Annotated in this window: 25 protein-coding genes; 14 read left to right on the forward strand and 11 right to left on the reverse strand. The window is 58.2% G+C overall.

Annotated features, from left to right (window positions below; genetic code table 11):
• Positions 1-38: 38 nt before the first annotated feature.
• From PYR66_20165 to PYR66_20200, 8 genes are all read left to right on the forward strand, one after another.
• Positions 39-395, forward strand: a complete 357-nt coding sequence (locus tag PYR66_20165; GenBank protein WEF27570.1) for a phage GP46 family protein — start codon at positions 39-41, stop codon at positions 393-395.
• On the forward strand, positions 395-1,456 hold the full coding sequence (locus tag PYR66_20170; GenBank protein ID WEF27571.1) for a baseplate J/gp47 family protein: 1,062 nt from the start codon (positions 395-397) through the stop codon (positions 1,454-1,456). The genes PYR66_20165 and PYR66_20170 overlap by 1 nt, the downstream gene beginning before the upstream one ends.
• Positions 1,453-2,109 carry a DUF2313 domain-containing protein gene (locus PYR66_20175; GenBank protein WEF27572.1) on the forward strand — a complete coding sequence of 219 codons (657 nt, stop codon included), beginning with the start codon at positions 1,453-1,455 and terminating at the stop codon, positions 2,107-2,109. Before PYR66_20170 ends, PYR66_20175 begins: the two co-directional genes overlap by 4 nt.
• Before the next feature lie 11 nt (positions 2,110-2,120).
• Positions 2,121-2,864: a tail fiber protein gene (locus PYR66_20180; GenBank protein WEF27573.1), complete on the forward strand. Its 744-nt coding sequence runs from the start codon at positions 2,121-2,123 to the stop codon at positions 2,862-2,864.
• Positions 2,864-3,487, forward strand: coding sequence for a tail fiber assembly protein (locus PYR66_20185; protein ID WEF27574.1), 624 nt, complete (start codon positions 2,864-2,866; stop codon positions 3,485-3,487). The genes PYR66_20180 and PYR66_20185 overlap by 1 nt, the downstream gene beginning before the upstream one ends.
• Positions 3,480-5,708: a hypothetical protein gene (locus tag PYR66_20190; GenBank protein WEF27575.1), complete on the forward strand. Its 2,229-nt coding sequence runs from the start codon at positions 3,480-3,482 to the stop codon at positions 5,706-5,708. Before PYR66_20185 ends, PYR66_20190 begins: the two co-directional genes overlap by 8 nt.
• Positions 5,709-5,713: 5 nt before the next feature.
• The gene (locus PYR66_20195; protein WEF27576.1) at positions 5,714-6,472 is read left to right on the forward strand and encodes a hypothetical protein; all 759 of its coding nucleotides are present in this window, start codon (positions 5,714-5,716) and stop codon (positions 6,470-6,472) included.
• Positions 6,473-6,607: 135 nt separating this feature from the next.
• The gene (locus tag PYR66_20200; GenBank protein ID WEF27577.1) at positions 6,608-7,471 is read left to right on the forward strand and encodes a MurR/RpiR family transcriptional regulator; all 864 of its coding nucleotides are present in this window, start codon (positions 6,608-6,610) and stop codon (positions 7,469-7,471) included.
• Here PYR66_20200 and PYR66_20205 read toward each other — a convergent pair.
• The 5 genes from PYR66_20205 to PYR66_20225 form a co-directional block, all read right to left on the reverse strand.
• The gene (locus PYR66_20205) at positions 7,468-8,067 is read right to left on the reverse strand and encodes a 2-dehydro-3-deoxy-6-phosphogalactonate aldolase (protein WEF27578.1); all 600 of its coding nucleotides are present in this window, start codon (positions 8,065-8,067) and stop codon (positions 7,468-7,470) included. The two genes, PYR66_20200 and PYR66_20205, sit on opposite strands and share 4 nt — an antisense overlap.
• Positions 8,054-8,926, reverse strand: coding sequence for a 2-dehydro-3-deoxygalactonokinase (locus tag PYR66_20210; GenBank protein WEF27579.1), 873 nt, complete (start codon positions 8,924-8,926; stop codon positions 8,054-8,056). The genes PYR66_20205 and PYR66_20210 overlap by 14 nt, the downstream gene beginning before the upstream one ends.
• Positions 8,927-8,935: 9 nt before the next feature.
• On the reverse strand, positions 8,936-10,423 hold the full coding sequence (locus PYR66_20215) for a sodium:solute symporter family protein (GenBank protein WEF27580.1): 1,488 nt from the start codon (positions 10,421-10,423) through the stop codon (positions 8,936-8,938).
• Positions 10,424-10,608: 185 nt separating this feature from the next.
• Complete coding sequence (locus PYR66_20220; protein WEF27581.1) at positions 10,609-11,001, reverse strand: RidA family protein; 393 nt, start codon at positions 10,999-11,001, stop codon at positions 10,609-10,611.
• A gap of 10 nt (positions 11,002-11,011) precedes the next feature.
• Positions 11,012-12,451: a D-aminoacylase gene (locus tag PYR66_20225; protein ID WEF27582.1), complete on the reverse strand. Its 1,440-nt coding sequence runs from the start codon at positions 12,449-12,451 to the stop codon at positions 11,012-11,014.
• On the opposite strand from PYR66_20225, the gene PYR66_20230 reads away from it, so the two are divergent.
• The gene (locus PYR66_20230) at positions 12,429-12,608 is read left to right on the forward strand and encodes a hypothetical protein (GenBank protein WEF27583.1); all 180 of its coding nucleotides are present in this window, start codon (positions 12,429-12,431) and stop codon (positions 12,606-12,608) included. The genes PYR66_20225 and PYR66_20230 overlap by 23 nt on opposite strands.
• Positions 12,609-12,651: 43 nt before the next feature.
• Positions 12,652-13,872, forward strand: coding sequence for an amino acid deaminase (locus PYR66_20235; protein ID WEF27584.1), 1,221 nt, complete (start codon positions 12,652-12,654; stop codon positions 13,870-13,872).
• A gap of 23 nt (positions 13,873-13,895) precedes the next feature.
• Here the strand turns inward: PYR66_20235 and PYR66_20240 are convergent, their stop codons facing one another.
• The 5 genes from PYR66_20240 to PYR66_20260 all read right to left on the reverse strand — a co-directional run bounded on the left by PYR66_20240 (position 13,896) and on the right by PYR66_20260 (position 20,047).
• Positions 13,896-14,903, reverse strand: coding sequence for an Ldh family oxidoreductase (locus tag PYR66_20240; GenBank protein WEF27585.1), 1,008 nt, complete (start codon positions 14,901-14,903; stop codon positions 13,896-13,898).
• Between the two features lie 11 nt (positions 14,904-14,914).
• A complete protein-coding gene (locus PYR66_20245; protein ID WEF27586.1) occupies positions 14,915-16,516 on the reverse strand; it encodes an APC family permease in 1,602 nt (533 codons plus the stop codon).
• Between the two features lie 15 nt (positions 16,517-16,531).
• A complete protein-coding gene (locus PYR66_20250; protein ID WEF27587.1) occupies positions 16,532-18,136 on the reverse strand; it encodes an aldehyde dehydrogenase (NADP(+)) in 1,605 nt (534 codons plus the stop codon).
• 14 nt (positions 18,137-18,150) lie between these two features.
• Positions 18,151-19,071, reverse strand: a complete 921-nt coding sequence (locus PYR66_20255) for a dihydrodipicolinate synthase family protein (GenBank protein WEF27588.1) — start codon at positions 19,069-19,071, stop codon at positions 18,151-18,153.
• 151 nt (positions 19,072-19,222) lie between these two features.
• Complete coding sequence (locus tag PYR66_20260; GenBank protein WEF27589.1) at positions 19,223-20,047, reverse strand: AraC family transcriptional regulator; 825 nt, start codon at positions 20,045-20,047, stop codon at positions 19,223-19,225.
• A gap of 310 nt (positions 20,048-20,357) precedes the next feature.
• On the opposite strand from PYR66_20260, the gene PYR66_20265 reads away from it, so the two are divergent.
• Genes PYR66_20265 through PYR66_20280 form a run of 4 tightly spaced genes read left to right on the forward strand, consistent with a single transcriptional unit; the run spans position 20,358 to position 23,914 of the window.
• A complete protein-coding gene (locus PYR66_20265; protein ID WEF27590.1) occupies positions 20,358-21,305 on the forward strand; it encodes a 4-hydroxyproline epimerase in 948 nt (315 codons plus the stop codon).
• Complete coding sequence (locus tag PYR66_20270; GenBank protein ID WEF27591.1) at positions 21,302-22,411, forward strand: FAD-dependent oxidoreductase; 1,110 nt, start codon at positions 21,302-21,304, stop codon at positions 22,409-22,411. Before PYR66_20265 ends, PYR66_20270 begins: the two co-directional genes overlap by 4 nt.
• Positions 22,408-22,671 carry a (2Fe-2S)-binding protein gene (locus PYR66_20275; protein WEF27592.1) on the forward strand — a complete coding sequence of 88 codons (264 nt, stop codon included), beginning with the start codon at positions 22,408-22,410 and terminating at the stop codon, positions 22,669-22,671. Before PYR66_20270 ends, PYR66_20275 begins: the two co-directional genes overlap by 4 nt.
• Complete coding sequence (locus PYR66_20280; GenBank protein WEF27593.1) at positions 22,652-23,914, forward strand: FAD-dependent oxidoreductase; 1,263 nt, start codon at positions 22,652-22,654, stop codon at positions 23,912-23,914. Before PYR66_20275 ends, PYR66_20280 begins: the two co-directional genes overlap by 20 nt.
• A 3-nt stretch (positions 23,915-23,917) precedes the next feature.
• On the opposite strand, the gene hpaR is transcribed toward PYR66_20280, so the two are convergent.
• Entirely contained in the window at positions 23,918-24,358 is a 441-nt protein-coding gene (hpaR, locus tag PYR66_20285) for a homoprotocatechuate degradation operon regulator HpaR (protein WEF27594.1), read from the reverse strand.
• Positions 24,359-24,578 lie beyond the last annotated feature (220 nt).

The raw sequence follows: 24,578 nt of genomic DNA on the forward strand, positions 1-24,578 counted from the left end.
AGCTTAATCCGTGTATACCGCGCTGCCATCATGGCAGCGTGGACAGACTATTAGACCCGACAACCGGCGACTACGCCGGCACGAGCACCAGCACCCTGGCTAACGCAGTGTATCTGCGTCTGACCATCCCGCTCGGCTCGTGGTGGGCGCAGCCGGCTGTCGGTTCAAAGCTTTACCTGCTGAGGAGAGAGAAAGATGTAACCCGCGTACATAAGCTCGCTCGCCAGTATGCCGAAGAGGCGCTGGCACCGCTGACGGCCGATACCGACGGTCGGGCAAAAAGTATCACAGTAGAAACCTTTCAGGGGGAGCCGGGCTGGCTCCTTTTGTTGATCACCGTTATTCAGGCCGATGGTATTACCGTCACCTTTAAGCATTTTGTGAGGGTTATTTAATGCCGTTTATCACGCCGACGTTTGACAATATCCGCAGTGATATTCTGCGCGATATTAAAAACCTGAATACAGACGCGGATATCGGCGTTGACAGCGACTTATATATCCGGGCCAGCGCAGTAGCCAGCGTGGCCACCGGTATTTATCAGTATCAGGGCTGGATAGTTCGCCAGATATTTCCCGACACCGCCGATACCGAGTTTCTCGAATGGCACGCCCGCACACGCGGCTTGTATCGCAAGTCGGCCACTACGGCCAGCGGCACCCTGACGGTCACCGGCGAACCCGGCGCGACGGCAGCGGCCGGCTACAGTGTGACGCGCGGTAGCCTGACGTATACCACCACGGCTGCCGTGACGCTTGATAGTGACGGTAACGGCACGGTAGCGGCGAGCTATTCCACTGCCGGCGCTGCCGGTAATACCACGGCTATCACAACAGGCACGTTTACCAGCACGCCGACAGGGTTCGACAGTACCGTTATTATCGGGATTATGTCCGGGGGGACTGACCAGGAATCGGATACCGAGCTGCTGGACCGTCTGCTTGACATTATTCGTCGCGCTCCAGCCGGCGGGAATAAGTACGACTACCGCCGCTGGGCGATGTCCGTGGATGGCGTCACGGCCGCTTATGTTTATCCTCTGCGGCGCGGTCTGGGTACCGTTGATGTGGTTATTACCTCGGCCGACGGCTTACCCTCAGCCGAAATTATCGCCGCCACGCAGGCATATATCGACGATGTACGTCCGGTAACGGCAAAGAACTGCCTGGTACTGGGGCCAACGATTAAAACGGTAGACCTCGTTATTCAGGTTTCGCTTGATGGTGTAACAATTGATGTGGCGCGTGAAAATATTATTTCCACGCTGACCGACTATATCAATAAATTACCGCCGGGTGAGCCCTTTATTCGTTCTCAGGCCGAGATGTTAATTTCTATCGTGACCGGTGTCGTGGACCGTGTCATCGTCTCGCCGACGTCGAACGTATTTCCTGACGTCAGTGAAACCGTCGTGGAATGGATCCGTGTCGGCAGCATCGAGGTATCGCAGCTATGAGCAATGCGAAGAGCCTCTTATCCCTGTTACTGCCGCCGGTTGCCTACGATACGCAGCAGCCAGCCCTATCTGCTGAGTTATCGGCAGAAGGTAACGCATTCGATGCAACGGATGAATCCGCAAATAATGCACTGAATGCTGTTGCACCATTTTTTGCTGATAACCTGCTGACAGACTGGGAGCGTGTTTTAGATGTCACGCCTAATGAGGATGACGGTTATCAGCAGCGTCTCGATCGCGTCCTGATTAAGCTGTCAGAAATTGGTGGTTTAAGTATTCCGTATTTCATCACCATGGCCAGCAGGATTGGTTACACCATCACCATTGATGAATTACAGCCCTTCAGGGTCGGTTCCAGTCGCTGCGGTGACACGCTCTATATCGACGATATTATTTTTACGTGGCGGGTAAACGTCTATGGGTTAGAGGTTCCGCTTTATTATTTCCGCACCGGGACTTCCCGTGTTGGCGAACGGCTCATGACGCTGGGCGATAAAGTTCTTGAAACGACATTCAATGAATTAAAGCCCGCACATACCCTTTGTTATTTCCTCTACGAATCCGAAATGACCTATCCGCTTTATCTGGATGGTTCATTTGCGCTGGATGGCGAACAGCCAATGACCGGCTACGTAGAAAAAACCAACGATTAACGGAGTATTATATGCAAAGCCTGATGCCTCCGGTTGATGCGCCAAATAATGAATTCAGCGACGGTAACCCCTCGCTGGGGACGCTGGGAACCATTGTCAGAGCATTGTTCCTGAATAATGTGCAGGGTGCCATCCGGTCTGTACAAAGTGAACTGCTGTCTATTCTGGCTGCTGCAAATATCAATCCTGATGGCGACAGTAATACGCAGGTTTTGCAGGCCATTAATAAAATCATGGTCGATTCAAATATGTCGGTACCTTACGGCATACCGCTACCCTGGCCAACCAGTACACCGCCGACGGGATATTTAATCTGCAACGGTGCGTCATTCAGCGCGGCGACCTATCCGAATCTGGCTGCAGTTTATACCGGGGGCGTGTTACCTGATTTACGGGGACAAACCATCAAAGGGTTACCGGCCTCTGGCCGTGCGCTGCTCAGTCTTGAAGCTGACGGCAATAAAACGCATACCCATGGAGCATCAGCGTCCCAGACTGACCTGGGCACAAAAACCACCAGCGAAGACAACGAGCACGATCACGGCTGGGGGTCCGCGATGCAAAAACAAGGTGGCAGCGACCAGGAAGTTGGTAGCAATGGCGGTACTGGATTCGGGCGGACCTCTGTGCAACCCCCGCATTCACACACAGTTTATATCGGCCCACATGGTCACACGATAACTATTGATGCGTCCGGTAATTCCGAAACCACGGTTAAAAACATGGCATTTCATTATATTGTGAGGGCGGCATAATGTCTGGAGATATTAAAGCAGTATTTGACAGCAATCTGATTGCAACTCAGGCAGGTACTGTTCAGGTATTTCATTTTGATATGACTTCCCGTGAGTTTATCGGTACCGAGGATGTTTATATTCATTTTGGTGTCGGACTGCCTGCATTTTCATGCCTTGAAGAACCACCGGTACAAAGTGAATATCAGGTTGCTGTTCGTTCTGAAGATAATTCGTCCTGGTCTGTTACTGATGATTATCGCGGTATCACCGTCTATGACATTCAGACGCTGGCCAGCCACGTTATTACCGAGCCCGGCCCCATACCTGACACTGTAACCACCTCTGCACCATCAACCCCATACGACAAATGGGACGGCTCTGCCTGGGTAACCGACGCAGACGCTCAGCATGCGGCTGATGTTGCTGTTGCTGATTTGCAGAAAAAAGAGCTGATTGCTCAGGCATCGGCTGATATTTCCATTCTTCAGGATGCAGTGGCTCTTAATATGGCGACTGATGAAGAAAAATCCCGACTGACTTCTTTGCAGGCGTACCGAGTGCTAATTAACCGTGTTGATACTTCGCTTGCCCCTGATATTGTCTGGCCGCTTATTACCTATTCGGAGGTTGATAATGGCTAGTTTACCTGAAACATCAGCATGGGAATCCGGTATTCATCAACTTGAAGAGTCAGAAAGAGCTAAAGCTGGTCCTGGTGGTATATTGAACCTTCAGGCGTTACAACTTGCCAATAGGACTAACTGGCTACGTAATCTGGTAGAATCAGCCAGTGATTACCGTGAATATACGTTCTATAAAACTGTATCAGACCCGGATGGTACAATCACAGGCCTGGCTAATACGCCGCGTGGTAAAATATTTCGTGTTGCTGAGGGAGTTGGCAGCAGTTTGTCCTTCAATTATTACCTCAATGATGATGGAGTGGCATTTAACATTGCATCCATGCCTGGCATGGGGTCAATAACTAATAACGTCCGCTTTTATACCATCTTGCCTGAGGCTCAAAATGATGTTCTTGTCGGCAATATTCTGAATGCTTCTAAATGCTGGGTAACGAGCATTGAAGATATCACCCTTGCAGACGAGTATATCAACAACGGCGGTACGCTGGAGGCTACCGGGCGGAAAATTCCGTCGCAAGCGATCATTGACTTACTCCTGAGCATTATTCAGCAAATGCAAGGTCAGTCTCTCTATCGTGATGGTGTGGCCGGTTTTTCTGTCCCTGTTTTATCTGCAGACGGGACGGTGGTTGGATTCAAAGATGACGGGTCCCTTGCTGTCGGAGGCGTCGAAATACCGAGTTTCGAAAAAATCCCTCCTCGCGATGCCCCACTTTGTGTCCCCATCGTCGATTCGACACTGGATGGGTTCGTCGGTATCGGCTTTAACCCTAAAACAGGATTAACGTTCGCGCTACTGGATGATGATTCCGTAGCGTATATCGCTGACCGAATCGGCGGAGGCGGAACTACTGTCCCAGACATCCGTGGGGAATGGGGGGCACGTGTTTTTAATCCCCGGCACTATATCGGCGACGAATTCAATACGGCATCAATTTTAGATAAAGGCTCTCGCACTTTCGACGCGCGCCAACTGCGTGATGGTGTACAGGATACGCTGGTTATGGCCTCGCCCCTGGCTACGGCAATCCGCATTGCGCTCGTATACGGGCAGTCAAATGCCGGGCTGGGAGGCTCAACCGGCCGCATTGTTGATACTGCACCCTGGGCTTTTTCTACATGGGGTTTTTCGGGAGTCAACGGCAGCAGCCAGCAGGGGACGGTTCATCTATCCCCTGCATCACTCACCGATTTCGTACCAGCGCTGGATTACTCTGCGGCGCAGTCCCCGGCAATTTGCTCGGTGTACAGCATTACGCAACGAAACGCAGAGCTTGGACGGGATGACCCCGGCTATATTGCCGCAACAGCCTGGCATGGTAGTCAGCCAATCAGCTCATTTTACCCAAATGCACAGTCAGGCTACTGGAACTACGAGAATGCCGTGACGTTCCTGCAACGTGCTGTAGAGATTGCTGCGGAGTATGGGCGTACAGCTATTCTTGACGTGCTGCAATGGATTCAGGGAGAGGCAGGACCGACCGGGCGGGAGAACTACGCCACGCAGCTGAATGATTTGTTCAATACGGTTCTTCCCGGTTTTAAAGCAGCAACTGGTCAGGCTGGTGACGTTAAGGTCGCTATCTGGCAAACCAACATGAGCAAAGCAGCTAGCGGAGAGAACTACGCCAGCCAGGGACAATGGGACGTAGCCAACAACCGTTCTGATTGTTTCCTCGCAGGGCCTATGTATCAGTTTAAACTCGGCGACGAGTCAACAGGCCCGAGTACGGTCCACACCGGGCCTGAGGGTCGCCTGATGCTGGGTGAAACCTACGCGGACGTTTACAGCAGTATCGTGGATAAAGGGGGATGGCAACCGGTACAGCCTGCATCTGCCGTACTGACCGGCAACGTTATTGATGTGACGTTAGAGGGGACACCACTGGAGCAGTTCGGTGCGAAACTCGAAATCGATAGCGATTGGGTGCCTGATACGCTTAACCATGGATTTTCTTTCCCCGGCGCGACCATCACAGCTGTTGAAGTCACTGGAGTCAAAACAGCGCGCCTGACACTTTCGTCAGCGCCGGCGGCAGGTAACAGAACGCTGCGATATGCGATCGACGCATTTGATGATGTCACGTACTGGCCGACTCGCCGCGGTAACCTCATGGTCGAAACCAACCGAAAATCCTGGTGGAACGGGCAGGGGGTGAATATCCCGCGCAACGTTCGTCACTATTTAATCCGATTTGAGATCACAGTTACGGAGTAACTATTATGGCCGGTTTTAGAATTCCTCAACGATTTAACAATCCCGCATTACTGCCTGGGGGAAGTATCGCAGAGGCTTTAAAAGCCGATACGGGATTGCTTCACTGGTTTCAGGCTGACGCCAGCCATGTGACACTGAGTGGAAACGATATCCTTTCGTTTAATGACAGAAAAGACACAGCCAGCAAACTTACTCGCTCATCCGATACCTCCGGGGCAACCTTGGTAAGTGAATTGTTCGGGGACTATTCTGGGGCCAGATTTAATTCATCAGAGTCGGATCGCTCGATCTTCAATGGCGATGCACTGGATTTAACTCAGTCATTTAGTTGGGCTGGTGTTGCAACACTACGTACTCTGGCGGCAACCAGCAACCTTTGCGGTACTTTCACATCCCAATCAGTACGGGCCATTCTCAATGTATCGGTATCCGGTGGTAATGCAGGAAAATTAACGTTTCAGGTTGGTACGGCGACATGTGTTGGCCCGACGCTGGAGTTGGATACGCCGTTTGCGTTCGTATGTGGATACGACGGCACAAATATTTTCCTGCGCGTTAACGGCATCGCCTCCTCTGTCGCCGCTGCCGGCAGTCCGTCATTATCAGCATTTGCCCTTGGCGCATTACCAGGCGGATCACAGTTCTGGGATGGTGATGTAGGTGATTTATTTATGTGCAACGTTGCGCTGAATACAACAGATGGAGCCACTCTACTGAATAAAATTAAAGCATACCTTAAAGCCTGTTATGGAGTTACGCTTTAGAGCGTATAGGGTAGTTACTTATTTGTTTTTGCATAGTGCATTATCAGTAATGTTGGTAGTGCACTTTTTTGTGCGTTTTAATGCAAAAAAAATCGCCGCGCTACAAGTACCATTATAAATAATCTGAAACCCCGTATGGCCTATTCGATCGATATCATTTCCTGCATCACCGACCGCTTTATGGCGCTGACGGCGACCGAAAAACGCATCGCGCAATTTATTCTCGACGATGTCGCCGCCGCGGCGGAAATGCCGATTGCCGAACTGGCGCGCCTGACCCACGCCAGCCAGGCCTCAGTGACCCGCTTCGCCCGCGCGCTGGGGTGTAAAGACGTACGTGAACTAAAAATGAAGCTCGCCCAGTCGCTGGCGATTGGTCAACGCTTTATTCTCGATGTGCCGGACCTGGAAGGGGTTCAGGGAATTTATGAATCCATCATCAGCGTGCTGGAGACCAACCGTCGGGCGCTGGATCTGGAGGCCCTGAAACGCGCGGTGGCCTGGATTAGCGACGCGCGCCAGGTGCTCGCCCTTGGCATGGGCGGCGGCTCGACCATCTGCGCGCAGGAGATCCAGTATCGCCTGTTCCGCCTCGGTTTACCGGTCGTCAGCCAAAGCGATGGCCTGCTGGTGCGTATGATGAGCTCCGCGGTCACGGCGAAAGACGTGGTGATTGTGCTGTCGCTGGGCGGCTATACCAAAGAGATGATTGAAAGCGCCGCCATCGCCAGACAGTATGGGGCGAAAGTTATCGCCATTACCCCGCCGGATACGCCGCTGGCGGCGCAGGCCGATCTGCTGCTGCCGCTGCTGGTCAGCGAAAACGACTATATCTTCAAGCCCAGCGCCTCGCGCTACGCGATGCTGGCGATGGTCGATGTGCTGGCCACCGAACTGGCGATGGCCAACAAACCGCAGGCGAAAGATCGTTTGCGCCGCATCAAACTGGCGCTCGACGACCACCGCGACGGCGTCGACCGCCTGCCGCTCGGCGACTAGTCGTCACAGGCGGCGATAAAGCGCTGCGCCTGCTGGCGTGTGCGCGCCAGCGACTGCCCGGCGCGGTACAGATCGCTGCCTAACCCAGCCCCCGCGCAGCCCGCCTGCCGCCAGCTAGCCAGATTCTCCGGCGTCACGCCGCCTACCGCCAGCACCGGAACCTCCGGCGGCAATACCGCTTTCAGCGCGCGAATATACTCCGGGCCGAATGCCGATGACGGGAAGATTTTCAGCCACTGCGCCCCGGCATCCAGCGCGCTAAACGCCTCCGATGCTGTCGCACAACCGGCGCAAACCAACATCCCGCGGTCTACCGCACGGCGGATCACCGTCGGCGCCGTATTCGGCGTCACGATAAGCTTCGCCCCGGCGTCAGCCAGAAAATCGACCTGCTCAACCTTAAGCACCGTACCGGCGCCAATCACCGCGCGTTCGCCGAACTGGCGCACCATATCCGGAATACTGTGCTGCCAGTCCGGTGAGTTGAGCGGGATTTCGATATAGCGGAAACCCGAATCGATCAGCGCCGCAATATGCTCCGCTGCCTCAACGGGAAGAATGCCGCGTAAAATCGCCACCAGTTTAACCTTGTCCATCAATCATCCTCGCCATACCAGAAAGAAACGCCGCATCGCCGGTGCAGCAGGAAACCGTCATCCCACGCGCCAGCATCGCCCGCTGGTAGCGGGCATTCAGCGCCGGATCGCCAACCAGCGCCACGCGGCTGGCGCGGTAGCGCTCGCTAAAGGTCGCCACCTCCGCGCCAATCAGCAACCCGGAGAGATAATCGCTAACCGAAGTGGGCGCCAGCGCCCCCAACACCCGTGCGGCGCGGGCGCTAAACAGCCCGGCCAGCAGCGCTGGTTGAGTCAGCCCTTTTTCCAGGCCGAGTGCAAAAGCGGTCTCATCAATCTGCTGCGCGGGCAGCTGTTTACCCAGCAGCGAGTGGTTAAGCAGAAGGTGGTGCAGTTCGCCGGTCATTGCGGTGGCGAAATGACGCACCACGCCATCCTGTACCTGTACCCATTTGCAGTGGGTGCCGGGCATCACGTAACACTCTGCGGGCATCAGTTGCCAGGCTCCCAGCAACTGCGTCTCTTCGCCGCGCATCACATCATAATCCCCGGCCTGCGCCACCTTGAGTCCCGGTACGATCCACACGTTTTCAGCCACCGCATACAGTTCGCCGCCAGGGGCGTCTATCGCCAGCGGGCAAGCCAGATAGGGCACCGGGCGCCAGCCAGCGTCGCTGCCGATCATTCCCGCCATCACTACCGGCAGAGAATCATCGCCGCGCCAGGGCGCCAGATGTTGGTTGAAAATGGCCTCAGCGCTTTGCCCGTTCAGACGCGTCACCCCGTAGGGCAACTGTCGGCTATCAATACACTCCCCGTTACGGATACGCCAGGCGCGCAGCTGCGTCGAGCCCCAGTCAACGGCAATATACTCGTTCATCGTCGCCCCTTAACCACGCGAGGTGTGGCGTTTGCCGATCGGCAACGGCGGCGGCGTTGGGCGGCTTTCACGCTCGCGGGTGATCATCTCCAGCGCCTGCTCGCGGCTCATGCTGCTGGCCGGCGTCAGCAGCGTCACCACAACCGATGCCACCAGGCTGCTCAGTACCGCCGGAATGCACGGGTTGCCCCAGAAGGCCAACCAGTCGCTATCCATCAGCACCGCAATTGATGCCCCAGCGCCGCCAGCCAGTGCGGCGACCGCACCTTGCCAGTTAAAGCGGTTCCAGAAACGGCCAAGCATGGTGCAGATAAACATCCCGGACATAATCATCGAAATCATTTTGGTGATGTAACTGATGATGTCGTTGGAAGTCAGCGCGAACAGCAGCGCCAACGCAATCACCAGCACGAGGAAAATCCGCGACAGACGAATCGCCTTCTCCGGCGCAGGCATATGGCCAGTAACCAGGGTATAGAGGTCACGCAGCATAATGGATACCGCGGCGATAGCATCAGAGCTTCCGGAAGACATGTTCGCCGACATCCCGGCAATCAGGATCGCCATCGCCAGCACCGGCGGCAGCACCTGAGTGGCAAACAGGAAAGCGAAACCGCTGTTTTCCAACTGCGGGTTCATGGTCCATACCGCCATGCCGATGATCGCCGGCAGGAAGGAGAAGCCCAGATACAGCAGGCCGGTAATAGTGAAGGACTGGCGTACCGACGAGACGGTTTTCGCCGAATAAATACGCTGGCGATAGGAAGGGGTCGCCAGCACGCCGACGCCGATAACCATTGCCAGCGATAGCGCAGGCAGCACGCCTAATTTGTCGACCGCAAACAGGCTTTGCGCCGCCGGGTCTACCGCCTGCTGAATGTGGCTCCAGCCGCCAACATGATGCACCGCCAGTACCGCCATTAAAATAAAGCCTACGAACAATACGATCGATTGAATGGTATCGATCCACACCACCGCGGAATAGCCGCCGATACCGACATAAACCACAAAGGCCAGCGCGATAATAATTTTCGCGACATTAATATCAATGCCGCTGGCCCACGCCAGATATAAGCCGCCGCCTAATATATGCGCCCCCAGCCAACCGATAGAGGCAATAAAAATAAGCACCGCGACGAGGTTTTTAATAATTTTGCTGCCGCCGGTGTAATAAGACATTTCTTCACTCATGGTCATAAAGCGAAGTTTACGTACCGGGGCGAACAGCCATGCCACCAGCAGAATGCCCACCGCGCCGCCGAGGCCGTACAGCATTCCGGCCCAGCCGTTACTGTAGCCAAAGCCGACGGCGCCGACGCTGGAGCCGGTACCCACCATGGTGCCGACCGTCGACCCGAGGGTCAGGATCATCGGCAGCGAACGGCCGCCAAGTAAAAAATCTTCACCGGTTTTTTGTTTACGCGAAACGTACCAGCCTAAGGTAATCATCGCGCAGGCATAAATGGAAAACCAAATCAGAAATGACATATTATTCATTGCTCACATCCAGACGTAATAAATAATATTCGTGCCGCTGAATATTATGAGTTAACAGGAACCATGCCTGAAAAAAGGCATAGCGAACCCAGTGGCACCGATTTATTTATTCACTCTGGTGCCGATATCACACTTTTTTGACGATCCCTCCCGGGAAGGGAGGGATTTATTTTTGGCGTCGGACGCTACAGACGCGCGGCGCTAAAACAGGTCACATCAACTTCAACTTTACAATCCACCACCAGATCCGCCACGCAGCAAATACGCGCCGGCGGGTTATCGCCAAAGAACTCGCGGAATACTTTATTGAACGACTGGAAGTAGCGCGAATCAGTGAGGATCACTTTGACGTGCACCACATCCGCCAGGCCGTAGCCTGCTTCGGTCATGATGTCGACGCAGTTCTGAATCGCCAGACGCGACTGCTCGACGATCCCGCCTTCCACCACTTCGCCATTTTTCATCGGCGTTTGCCCGGAGACATACAACCAGCCGCCCGCTTCCACCGCGCGGGCGAAAGGCAGATGCTGACCGCCGGTTCCGGTACCGCCTTCTACGCCATAACGTTTAATACTCATACTCAACTCCTTAGTCCATCCGACGGCGCAGGAAACGCCCTGCCCGCCCGGTAATTTTTTTGTCGCTGCCGTAGCTCATCACGCCATTTACCATCACCGCCTCAATACCGTCCGCCGGTCGTTTCGGGTCGGCGAAGCTGGCGACATCGCGCACCGTCTGCGGGTCAAACAGCACCAGATCGGCAAAGTAGCCGATTTTCACCAGCCCGCGATCCGCCAGCTGGAAGCGTGCCGCCGACAGCCCGGTCATCTTGTGCACTGCGGTCGTCAGCGGGAATAGCTGCTCGTCGCGACTGTAGTGGCCGAGCACGCGCGGGAAGGCTCCCCACAGGCGCGGATGCGGCATCGGATCGTTCGGTAGGCCGTCCGAACCGATCATGGTCACCGGATAGCGCATCACTCTCCGTACATCCTGCTCGTCCATGTTGTAGTAGATAGCGCCAGCGGGCATCAGCCGCGCCGCGGCATCATGCAGACTGACCTGCCACTCATCGGCGATCTGCCGCAGCGTTTTCCCCGCCTGCTCCGGCTGCGCTTCTGACCAGGTGATCACGATATCGAACTCATCGGTGACCTGCTTCATATCCAGCGTCGACGAGCTGGCGGAATAGGGGTAACAGTCGCAGGCGATATCCTGCTGCTGGCGCATCTCATCAAAGAACGCCAGCGTCTCTTTGGTACGCCCCCAGTTTTTCGCTCCGGCGCATTTGTGATGCGAGACCACCACCGGCACGTTGCCGTGACGACCGATGCGGAAGGCTTCGTCCAGCGCCTCAAGAATCGGCTCAAACTCCGAGCGTAAATGAGTCGTGTAAACGCCCTGTCCCGCGGCCAATTCTTCCGCCAGCGCCATCACCTCTTCGGTCGTCGACTGGAAGGCGCTGGCGTAGGCCAGGCCGGTGCTCAGGCCCAGCGCGCCCTGGCGCAGCGCATCGCGCAATTGTACGCGCATACCGGCGATTTCCGTCTCGTTCGCCGGACGGAACAGGTCATCCATATGATTATTGCGCAGCGCGGTATGGCCAATCAGCGTGCCGACGTTTAGCGATGGCCGCGCCGCCTCCACCGCATGGGCGTAAGCCTCCACGGTGGGATAGATAAAGTGCTGCGGCTCGCCGAGCAGATTCATCGGGTCCGGTACCTCGCCGCGCATGGTGGCGGTCGCCGCGCTGATCCCGCAGTTGCCGACGATCACCGTCGTCACCCCCTGACTGAGCTTCGGCAGATACTCCGGCATACGAATAACGTTGATATCGTCATGCGTGTGGACATCGATAAAACCTGGTGCCAGTACCCGCCCCTGGCCGTCAATCTCCCGCTCCGCCGCGACGTCCAACGCCGGGGCGATAGCGATAATCCGATCGCCCTTCACCGCCACATCAGCACGGTATTGCGGCCCGCCGCTCCCGTCGATCACCGTGACGTTTTTGAAAAGCCAGTCAACTTTCATAGCAATTACTCCCTTTCGACATGCCGACAAGTTAACCATTTACAAGCGCAAAAAACAGTGGAAAACTACGCAAAATCCAGATCATTTTGTGATACTTTTATTCAAAACGAATAACAATATTATATTAAAACAATATTTATCAATTAGTTATAACTGATACCGCAATAACATCCGATTATAAACCCTGTAAGGATAGTGTTATGAAATACCATTCCACTCCGCTCATCCCGCACAAATCCGCCGTCATGTCCGCACCTGCGAATCTGTTGGCCGAAGAGGTTTGTCTGCCCGCCGCGCTGCTCAAAAGAAAGGCGCTGGAAAATAATATTTCCTGGATGCAACGCTATGCCGACGCCCGCGGCGTATCGCTGGCGCCGCACGGTAAAACCACGATGACGCCATGGATTTTTCAGGCGCAGCAACAGGCGGGGGCGTGGGGGATCGGCGTCGGCAGCGCGTGGCAGGCCAGCGCGGCGATGGCCAGCGGCATTCATCGTGTTCTGATGGTCAATCAGCTGGTCGGCAAAGCCAATATGCAGGTCGTCGCCCAGCTAAAAGCGCACTACCGGGCGGTCGATTTTATCTGCTGCGTCGATAGCGAAAGCAACGTCCGCACCCTCTCAGCTTTCTTCGCCGATCGGGGCCAGACGCTGGATGTGTTGATCGAGCTTGGCGTACCGGGCGGGCGCTGCGGCTGTCGCAGCGTTGATGACGCGCTGGCGCTGGCGAATTTGGTTAGCGGCCTGCCGGGCCTGCGGCTACGCGGCCTGGAATTGTATGAAGGGGTGCTGCACGGCGACGATCCACAGCCGCAGGTGGAAGCGCTACTGCGGCAGGCCGCAGCGCTTGCCTGCCGTATGGAACCGCTAGTTGACGGCGAATTCATCCTCACCGGCGCGGGCACCGTGTGGTATGACGTGGTCTGCAACATCTGGCTGGCGGCGGAAAAACCGCGCCATTGCCGGATAGTGATCCGCCCGGGGTGTTATATCACTCACGATCGCGGGATCTACGATCTCGCTCAGCAGGAGTTGATCGCTCGCGATCCGATAGCCTGCGATCTCGCCGGCGATCTCACCTCGGCGCTGGAACTGATGGCAATGGTGCAATCGGTACCGGAGGCGGATCGTGCGGTGGTGAATTTCGGCAAGCGCGACTGCGCCTTTGACGCCGGGTTACCACAGCCGATCGCCCACTATCGCAACGGGCGGGCATTGCCGCTGCGGGCGGAGGCGATCGTCAGCATCGGTATTATGGATCAGCACTGTATGTTGCGTCTGGCGCCGGACAGCGATGTACAGGTCGGCGATATTCTGCTGTTCGGCACCTCGCACCCGTGCCTGACTTTTGACAAGTGGAAGACGCTGCTGCTGGTTGACGACGACTACAACGTGCTGGACGAGCTCGATACGCTGTTTTGATCAAGATCCCGGATAAGGTCAGGTTACCGCAAAGCGCAAATCTCATCATGCAATGAACGGCTGATGGTCACTCCCTGTCGTTCGCTCTGCTGGCGACAGGCGAAACGCCGCTCGCCCGGCAGCCGCGCCCCCTGCTCCTGCATGCCGCTAAACAGCGTTTCGGCGCGCGCCAGTTGCTCCTCCGCCTGCGCGCCCAGAAAACGCTGCGGGTCCAGCGCCAGGATCAGCTCGCCGCCGTAGGGTAAACCGCCCGCGCCGTTATCCCACGCCAGCGATTCGGCGCTGGTCATATCGCCGATAAGCGGCCCGGCCAGCAGCTCGACCATCGCCGCCAGCGCCGAGCCCTTATGGCCGCCAAAGGTCAACATCGCGCCGTTCAGCACTTCAGCGGCTTCGGTCGTCGGCTGCCCCTGGCTATCGATGCCCCAGCCTTCCGGCAAGGGTTTACCGGCGCGCTGATGCAGCTGGATCTCGCCGCGCGCCGCGGCGCTGGTCGCCATATCAAAAATAAACGGCGGCTTTTCCCGCCGCGGCCAGCCAAAGGCGATAGGGTTAGTGCCGAACAATGGGCGAATGCCGCCCGCTGGCGCGACCCAGGCATGGCTTGGCGTGCAGGCCAACCCCACCAGACCCGCGTCAGTCAGCGGTTCGATATCCGCAAACAGCGCGGAAAAATGGACGCAACGGTTAATCGCCAACGCCGCGATGCCGCTGTGCCGCGCCTTCTCCACCAGCAACGGCAACGCGCGTTCAAAGGCCAGCAGCGAAAAGGCGCCGTCGGCATCCGCCCGCACAATCGCCGGCGCCCGATCGTTAATCTGCGGTTCGGCGTCGGGCGATACCTTGCCTTTACGCAAGGTATCGACAATGCCCAATAACCGCCACAGACCGTGGGAAGCGCAGCCGTCGCGCTCCCCGGAGGCCACATTGCGGGCGATAGCCGCCGCATGGTCGGCGCTGAATCCATTGGCGCTTAGCACCTGCAACGCCAGGGCATAAGCTTCAGGTAACGAAAGGGTTACCGACTCCATAGTGCTCTCCTCTACTCTTCTTCGTCTCCGCTAAAGTTAGCTTGCGGCAGGCAGCTACGCGCGCCCCAGTAGTAAATCCCTAACGACATCGCCGCCACCAGCACCGTATCCCAGGGGTGACCAATGACATTAAGCCCGCCGAAGCTTCCCAGCCAGGAAAAGAGGATAATCAGCGCATAAAAAACAATCAGCCACAGCGACGACTTCACCTGCTGCGCCAGGCTAACGGTATGTTCCGGCACCTTACCTTTACACATTACGTACACCACAAACATCACAATCTGCAGCCCCAGCAGCCAGGAGAGCGTACTCCAGCCGGACCAGTAGACAATCAACGCCGAGATCATAAACGACACCGGGCCGATGATGCCGAAGGCGCGCACGCGGAACGGACGCGGGAGATCGGGCGCATTGCGGCGTAACCCGGCGGCGGTCACCGGCGCGATGGCGTAACTTAGCACCAATGCCGCCGACACCACGCTGATCAGCTGCTCCCAGGAGGGGAACGGCAGCGTCCAGAAGATAGAAAGCGCGAAGGTCAGCCACAGCGCCGGGCGTGGAATACCGGACGCTTTATCGATATGGGTAAAGGCCTTAAAGAAGGTTCCCGCCTTCGCCCAGCCGTAGATCACGCGCGGCGTCGCGTTCATATAAATATTGCCGGTACCGCTCGGCGAAATAATCGCGTCGCTAATGACCATAAAGGCCAGCCAGCCCATCCCGAGGGTAATGGCGATATCGCGATACGGCAGCGAGAACTGTTTGCTCACCTCTGCCCAGCCGCCATGCAGCATCTCGCCAGGAATGCTGCCGAGAAACGCCAGCTGTAACAGCACATAGATAATCGTCGACAACACCACCGATAAAATCAGCGCGATGGGAATAGTCCGCTGCGGTTTTTGCACCTCGCTTGCCACCGAGATAATCGGCGTCAGGCCAAGGTAGGCAAAGATAATACCGCCCGCGCTGATCGCCGCTTCCACCCCGGACATGCCAAACGGCGCAATACCCTGAGCATGTAAGTTTTCTGGTTTAAAGAAGGTGAATAACGTCACCACCACCAGCAGCGGCACAAGAAACTTGAGCACGCTGATGAAGTTGTTCGAGCGGGCGAAGGTTTTCACGCTGTAGTAATTGAGCGCGAAGAAGAAGCACAGCAGCAGGAACTGCACCACCCACCCCAGTAGCGTCGGCGCGCTGGATCCCGGCTGGGTTAGCGCCGGGAACCAGGCGGCGGCATATTGTCGGGCGGCGACGATTTCAATTGAGATCAGACTGGAGAAGGCGATCAGAGTGATAAACCCCAGCAGATAGCCCATCAGCTCGCCGTGGGAAAAAACCGGGTAGCGAATAATACCGCCAGCGCGCGGCAGGGCCGCCCCCAATTCGCAGTAGACAATCCCCAGCAGCAGCACCGCAAAACCACCGATCACCCACGAGGCAATACCGGCCGGGCCAGCTATCGACGCGACGTGGCTGGCGGCGAATAACCATCCGGAGCCAAAAATTGCCCCCAGGCCAATAAACGTGAGATCCGTTAGGGTCAGCTGTTTTTTAAACTTACCCGACTCAACAACGCGGGTTTGACTGTTATGCGTAGAGTGAATGGTCATGGTGATGCCCTTGCGTCAATGAGAGGGGGAAATCGCTTCCCGGGTCCACTGGCCGTTGACCAGGCGCAGCAGGTTCAATGGGTTCGCATCCTGCAGCGCTGGTGGTAACAGGGCGGCGGGCGCGTTTTGCAGGCATACCGGGCGCAGAAAACGCTCAATCGCCCGACTGCCGACCGACGTCCCGCGTGCGTCGGTCGTCGCTGGCCACGGTCCGCCGTGCACCATCGCATCGCACACTTCCACCCCGGTGGGATAACCGTTAAACAGCACCCGTCCGGCTTTTTCGCTCAGCAACGGCAGCAGGTTCGCCGCCAGCGGGCCGTCGTCCGCATCGGCATGCAGCGTGGCGGTAAGCTGCCCCTGAAGCCCTTTCACCACCGCCTGAAGCTGCGCGTCGTCATCCACTTCCACCAGCAGCGACAACGGGCCGAAGACTTCGGTTTGCAGCAGCGTATCCTGCGCCAGCAGATCCTCAGCCTGAGCCTGCCACAACAGGGTTTGCGCCTGTCCCTCGCTGGCGGCGAGACCGCTTGCCAACAACGCAACGCGCGGATGCGCCTGCAATGCCGCGACACCCTGGCGATAGTGACTGAGCGTTGGCGCATTGAGCAGCACCTGCGGCGCGGACGCCTCCACCGCGGTACACAGCGCCGATTTAAAGCGTTCCAGTCCTTCGCCGCGCAGCGCCAGAATCAGCCCCGGACGCGTGCAGAACTGTCCGCCGCCGAGGGTAAACGACGCCAGCAGATCTTTCGCCAGCACGTCGGCCCGCGTCCTCAGCGCCTGCGGCAGAATAATCAGCGGGTTAATCGCCGACATTTCGGCAAACAGCGGGATCGGCTGCGGGCGCTGCTGCGCCAGCTGATACAGCGCCTTGCCGCCAGCCAGCGAGCCGGTAAAGCCGACCGCCTGGATCGCCGGATGGCGCACCAACTCCGCGCCGATGTCGGTGCCGAAAATCATATTGAACACGCCGCCGGGCAACCCGCACCGCGCAACCGCCCGGGCGATCGCCTCCGCGGTCAGCTCGGCGGTCGCCATGTGGCCCGGATGGGCCTTCACCACCACCGGACAACCGGCCGCCAGCGCCGAGGCGGTATCGCCGCCCGCGGTGGAGAAGGCCAGCGGGAAGTTACTGGCGCCGAACACCGCCACCGGTCCCAGCGCGAATTGATACTGACGCAGATCCGGACGCGGCAACGGTTGGCGGTCGGGCAACGCGGTATCAATACGGGCGGCGAAGGTATCGCCACGCAGGATAACCTCGGCAAACATCCGCAACTGGCCGCTGGTACGCGCCCTTTCCCCCTGCAGCCGCGCCAGCGGCAGCGCGGTCTCCTGCCCGGCGATGGCGAAGAACGCCTCGCCCAGCGCATCCAGTTCATCGGCAATGGCGCAGAGAAAATGCGCCCGCTGCTGCGGCGTGGTGTGCGAATAGGCGGTAAAAGCGCTCTGCGCCGCTTGCGCCGCCAGCGCGGCCTCCTCACGGGAGGCCGGGTAAAAGCGGTGGCCGGTGGCTTCGCCGTCCACCGCCCGCAGGCTCAATAGCGTCGCCTCACCGCTGGCAATGCGGCGTCCGGCAATAAATTGCCGTCCCGCCGTGGTCTGAGATGAATTCATACTCGCTCCTGTGTTCAGAGACCGACATCCGGCAGCGTTGGGCGGGTCGCCAGCGCCTGTTCAACGATCGCCACCACCTGCTGGCGCGTTTCGCCTTCCAGCGCCAGACGCGGCGGACGAGTAATGGCGCCGCCGCGGCCAAGCAGCTCTTCGCACAGCTTGATGCACTGCACCAGATCCGGACGCGCATCGAGATGCAGCAGCGGCATAAACCAGCGATACAGCGCCATCGCCTCTTCGTAACGCTGCTGGCGCGCCAGACGGAACAACGTCTCGCCCTCGCGCGGGAAGGCGTTGGACATCCCGGAAATCCACCCTTCCGCGCCAACGGCGATACTTTCCACGACCACATCGTCCAGCCCGGCAAACAGCACGAAGCGGTCGCCAACGGTATTACGCAGGTCAATGAAGCGACGGGTATCGCCGGAGGAATCTTTAAAACAGACGATGTTGTCGCAGTCGGTCAGGGTCGCAAGAATGTCCGGCGTCACGTCGTTTTTGTAAATCGGCGGGTTGTTGTAGACCATGATTGGCAAGTCGGTGGCAGTCGCCACGCTGCGGAAATGGGCGGCGGTCTCGTGGGGTTTTGATGAGTACACCAGCGCCGGCATCACCATGATCCCGTCAACGCCGACGCGCTCCGCCTCTTTCGCCATCTTTTGGGCAAAGGCGGTAGTAAATTCGGCGACCCCGGCGATGACCGGGATTTTGCCGCCAGCGGCATCCTTCGCCACTTCGATAATCTGCAATTTTTCATCGGTGCTCAGCGAGGTGTTTTCCCCTACGCTGCCGCACACCACCAGCCCGGAAACGCCATCTTTAACCAGGTTTTTCATCACCGCGTGGGTGGCGTCTAAATCGAGGGAGTAATCGCTACGAAACTGCGTGGTGACCGCCGGGAATACGCCGCTCCAGTGAATCGCTTTTTTGCTCATGCTCGGTTCCTTGTCGTCATTTTGTTAAGTCGAGGTGAATGAATGGTGAATATTCACTGACAGATTGACGTTTCGCGGAACCGGCGGCTTGTCGGTTTTCCCTCAATACGATGACGAAATTAGCACAGTCGACAAAAGTGTGAGCCAGCGTTTATCCCAGCAATGTCACGCGGAAATCACGCGGCGTCGAGCCGGTCATGGCCTTGAACTGACGGCTAAATGCGCTGTGATCGGTATAGCCGCACTGCAGCGCGATATCGGTAATCGGCGTATCGCCGGCCAGCAGCTCGGTGGCTTTTTCCAGGCGAACTTTATGGATCATCTGCCGCGGCGTGAGGTGAAAGATCCGTTTGCAGTAGCGTTCGATCTGCGCAATCGACATGCCGCTTAGCGCGGTCAACTCCTCCATGGCGATCGGCCGATGATAGTGGCGGCGAATATGATCGTCGACGATCGCCAGCCGCTGCCACGCCGGGTGACGGGCATGAGCCTCCTGCAGATCGTGCGAGATCCCAGCCATGCCGATCACCTGGCCGCTGACATCGCGCAGGGCCAGCTTTTGCGTCAGGCACCAGCCGCGTTCGCGGCCGTTATACAGATGCATTTCCAGCTGATCGCGCAGGGTCACGCCTTCCCGCAATACGCGCAGATCCTGTTCGGTATAGCCCTGGCCCAGCGCGGAAGGAAAGACATCGGCGGAGGTTTTCCCCAGCAGCGAAGAAACGGTTTTAAAACCGCAGCGACGAGCCAACGTCAGGTTCGCCAGCAGATAACGCGCCTGGCTATCTTTGATAAAAAAGACCACGTTGGGGATGGCATTCAGCAGGGGCGCAATCAACGCCAACGCATTCAGCAGCGCTGGCATATTGTCCGGCCGTTGGCGCGCCAGACCTTCGCAGATCTGGCTTAGTTCATCGACGGCCAGCTCCGGTTGGTTAACAGCACGCTGCGGCGCCGCATCAGAAACACCGATCATAAGGCCTCCTCATGGTAAGTGACCGAAGGATATTTATTCACTTTCCGTTAACACCTCAAGCGGCAACCGTCGGTTTTGCGATCCTGGATCCGCTTTACGTCTTCCCCTGGTTTATCTACTGGCGCGATAGCGACTTTCGGTTTACCACAACATTAACTGAATGATTAATAAGAAATAATGATGTTGCATGGGTAAATAGCAGGATCGCTATTATGCTGATTTCGTCATTTCCACTGACGAAAGCGCTCAAGCGGGCCAGGACAGGTTGCGCCAGCATGATGAAACATGTTGTTAACTTCCGGAGAGCCAGATGACCGCGACACGCCCCCCTATTGCGTTGAGAGCCATTGATTCACACACCGGCGGCGAACCCACCCGCCTGATCGTTGACGGATTCCCCGACCTCGGCGGCGGCAGCATGGCGGAACGCCGCGAACGCTTCGCTCGCGACTTCGACCACTGGCGTCAGGCGACCATCCTCGAACCGCGCGGCAACGATGTGCTGGTGGGCGCGCTATTGTGCGAACCGGTCTCCGCGGCGGCCACCGCCGGGGTCATTTTCTTTAACAACGCCGGTTTTCTGAATATGTGCGGCCACGGCACCATTGGACTTATCGCCTCGCTGGCCTGGCTTGGCCGTATCCAGCCCGGCGTGCATCTGATTGAAACCCCGGTTGGCGACGTTCGCGCCACGTTGCATGAAGATGGCAGCGTATCGGTGCAAAACGTCCCTGCCCGCCGCTGGAAAAAGCAGGTCAGCGTCGAAACCGCGGTCGGCACCGTCATCGGCGATATCGCCTGGGGCGGCAACTGGTTTTTCCTGATTAACGACCACCCGTTCAGCATTGCGCCTGCGCACATCCCACAGCTGACCGACTACGCCTGGGCAGTACGCGAAGGGCTGGAAGCGGCGGGGATCCGTGGCGACGACGGCGGCGTTATCGACCATATTGAGCTGTTTTCCGATGACGATGTCGCCGACAGCCGCAGCTTCGTACTTTGCCCGGGTAAAGCCTGGGATCGCTCGCCGTGCGGCACCGGCACCAGCGCCAAGCTCGCCTGCCTGGCGCAGGATGGCAAACTGCAACCGGGAGAAACCTGGCATCAGGCCAGCATCATCGGCAGCCAGTTCACCGCCAGCTACCAGCACGCCGCCGAGGGCATTATTCCGACGATCCGCGGCGAAGCCTGGGTGTGCGGCGACAACCGGCTGATCCTCAACCCTGACGATCCTTTCTGCTGGGGGATCGTGCCGTGAAGCAGAGCGATGTCATCGTGATCGGCGCCGGGATCATCGGCGCCGCCTGCGCGTGGCAGCTGGCGAAGCGGGGGCAGAACGTGGTGCTGATCGACAACGGTCAGCCCGGCGCGACGGCGGCTGGTATGGGTCATCTGGTGTGCATGGATGACGACCCCACCGAGCTTGCGCTATCAGCCTGGTCACTGGCGCGTTGGCGCGCCATCACCCCGCAGCTGCCGGACAGCTGTGCCTGGCGCGGCTGCGGCACGCTGTGGCTGGCGGAAAACGATGAAGAGATGGCCGTCGCCCGCGAAAAACAGCAGCGGATGGCTGGCTATCAGGCGCACAGCGAATTACAAACCGCGCAGCAGATCGCCGGGCGCGAATCGCTGTTGCGCAGCGGGCTGGCAGGCGGGTTGTGGGTTCCCGGCGACGGGATCGTCTACGCGCCGAATGTCGCCCGCTGGCTGATTGCCGATGCCGGAGACAATCTTACCTGCCTGAACGATAGCGCGCAGGCGATTGAAGAGCCGCAGGTGCTGCTCGCCAGCGGCAAACGACTGCAGGCGCGGGCGATTGTGGCGGCCTGCGGCCTTGAGGCCAATGCGCTGCTGGCGGAACACTGGTTGCGGCCGAAGAAGGGCCAATTGGCGATTACCGATCGCTACGGCCCGCTGGTACGCCACCAACTGGTCGAACTGGGTTATGGCGCCAGCGCCCACGGCGGCGGCACTTCGGTGGCCTTCAATGTGCAACCGCGGCCAACCGGCCAGTTGCTGATTGGTTCTTCCCGCCAGTTCGATAATACCGATCGCCAGTTGGATCTACCGCTACTGGCGCAGATGCTTGACCGCGCCCGCCATTTCCTGCCCGCGCTGGCGACGCTGAATATCATTCGCTGCTGGAGCGGCCTGCGCGCCGCGTCACAGGACGGCAACCCGCTGATCGGCCCGCATCCCACGCGCCGTGGTGTGTGGCTGGCGCTGGGCCACGAAGGGTTGGGGGTGACCACCGCCCCGGCGACGGCAGAGCTGCTGGCCGCACAGATCCTCGGCGAACGCTGCCCACTGGCCCCCGAGCCCTGGCTACCCGCCCGTTTGTACAAACAGGAGGCGATCGCATGAATACCCTGCTCAACATCACTATCGATGGCGACGCGCTGGCGGTGCCGGAAGGGATTAGCGTGGCGGCGGCGCTGGCGTTAACCGGTAACCCCACGACCCGCCAGGCGGTCAGCGGCGACGACCGCGCGCCATTTTGCGGCATGGGCGTATGCCAGGAGTGCCGGGTCACCGTCGACGGGCGGCGGGTATTGGCCTGCCAGACCCTGTGTCGGACAGGCATGCAAATAGAAAGGAGCAGTTATGCAAACGCTGCGTTGTGACATGTTAATCCTCGGCGCGGGGCCTGCCGGCATGGCGGCCGCGCTCGCCGCTGCCGCTTGTCATAAACAGGTCATTATGCTGGACGATAACCCCTCCCCCGGCGGACAAATCTGGCGCGCCGGGCCGCAGGCGGCGCTACCCGAACTGGCCCGGCGATATCGCGATGCCGTCGCCGCCTCATCGGCTATCCGTGTTTTTAACGGCGCGCGGCTGATTGCCCGCCCTTCAGCACACAGCGTGCTGTTTGAAACCGCCGACGCCAGCGGCATGATCGACTGGAACAAACTGATTATCTGCTGCGGCGCGCGCGAACTTTCGCTGCCGTTCCCCGGCTGGACCTTACCTGGCGTGACCGGCGCGGGCGGTCTACAAGCGCAAATCAAACATGGCCTGACCCTGAAAGGGGAAAACGTGGTGATTGCCGGTAGCGGCCCGCTGCTGCTGGCGGTGGCGGAGACGGTGAACAAGGCCGAGGCGCAGGTGGTGCAAATCGTCGAGCAAGCGCCGCTCGCTGCGCTGCTGCGCTTCGCCGCAGGACTCTGGCGCTGGCCGCAGAAACTGCGCCAGTTAGCGACGCTGGCGCCCACAGGCTATCTCAGTGGCGCGCAGGTGATCCGCGCCCACGGCACAACGCGGCTGGAAGCCGTCACGCTGCGCCAGCGCGGCGTTGAGCGGACCATCGCCTGCGATCGGCTGGCCATCGGCTATGGGCTGGTGCCTAACATCGAGGTGGCACTGCTATTTGGCTGCGAGATAAGGCAAGACGCGATACAGGTTAACCGCTGGCAGCAAACCAGCGTCGCGGATGTTTACGCCGCGGGGGAATGTACCGGTTTCGGCGGTAGCGAGCTGGCGCTGGCGGAGGGGGAAATCGCCGGTTTTGCCGCCGCTGACGCCAGCCAACAAGCGCAGGCCGTATTTGCCCGCCGCGCCCGCTGGCAGCGTTTCGCCAATGCGATAAATCGCGCCTTCCAACTGCCGGAGTCCTTGAAAAACGCCGCCACGCCGGAGAGCCTGCTGTGCCGCTGCGAAGATGTGCGCTGCGGCGACGTATCCGCCGCCGACGGCTGGCAGCAGGCCAAGCTTCACCAGCGCTGCGGAATGGGCGCCTGTCAGGGGCGAACCTGCGCCACCAGCGCCCGCTGGCTGTACGGCTGGCCGCTGCCGCAGCCGAGAGAACCGCTGGCTCCCGCCCGCGCGGAAACGCTTATCGCCCTTGCTAACCTGAGGCCCGAGCCGTAAACGCTACGCTTCTTCATCATTGCGCCCGGTAGGGACGCCGAGCGCAATAAACTCCTCCAGCAGCATCGTCAGTTGCTGCATCTTTTCCGCCGTAAACTGTGCTTCTATCTGCCGATACGCCTCTTCCACCTGCGCCTGCGCGCTTTCATACAACGTCAGTCCGGCAGGCGTCAGCGACAGATAGAGCTTGCGCTGATCGTTAACCGGCTTTAAGCGCAGCACTAAACCATCACGCTCCATGCGCGTCAGAATACCGGTCAGGCTGGGGCGCAGAATGCAGGCCCGCCACGCCAGGTCGTGGAAATCCATCGACGGATTTTCCGCAAGGATACGCACGATACGCCACTGCTGTTCCGTCAGGTTATGACGTTTCACAATCGGCCGAAAATGCCCCATCGCCGCTTCCCGCGCCTGCAGCAGCGCAATGGTTAATGAATCATGCATGGTATCCCCTCAACAACGCTCACAAAAAACTTATTAACAATTTAATAATTAGCCGTCATCCTGCCATGTACAACCGGTTTCTGCACCTGAAAAGTACCAGTCACGCCGCAAAAAACACATATTAAATTGAAATATAAATAATAAATTTTAATCATGTAAATATTGTGTTAATCAGATCACAAAACATTCACTTCCAGTTGCCAAACCGTTCGGCAAAGAA

It is taken from the genome of Klebsiella aerogenes, from assembly GCA_029027985.1.
GTDB classification, from domain to species: Bacteria; Pseudomonadota; Gammaproteobacteria; order Enterobacterales; family Enterobacteriaceae; genus Klebsiella; species Klebsiella aerogenes_A.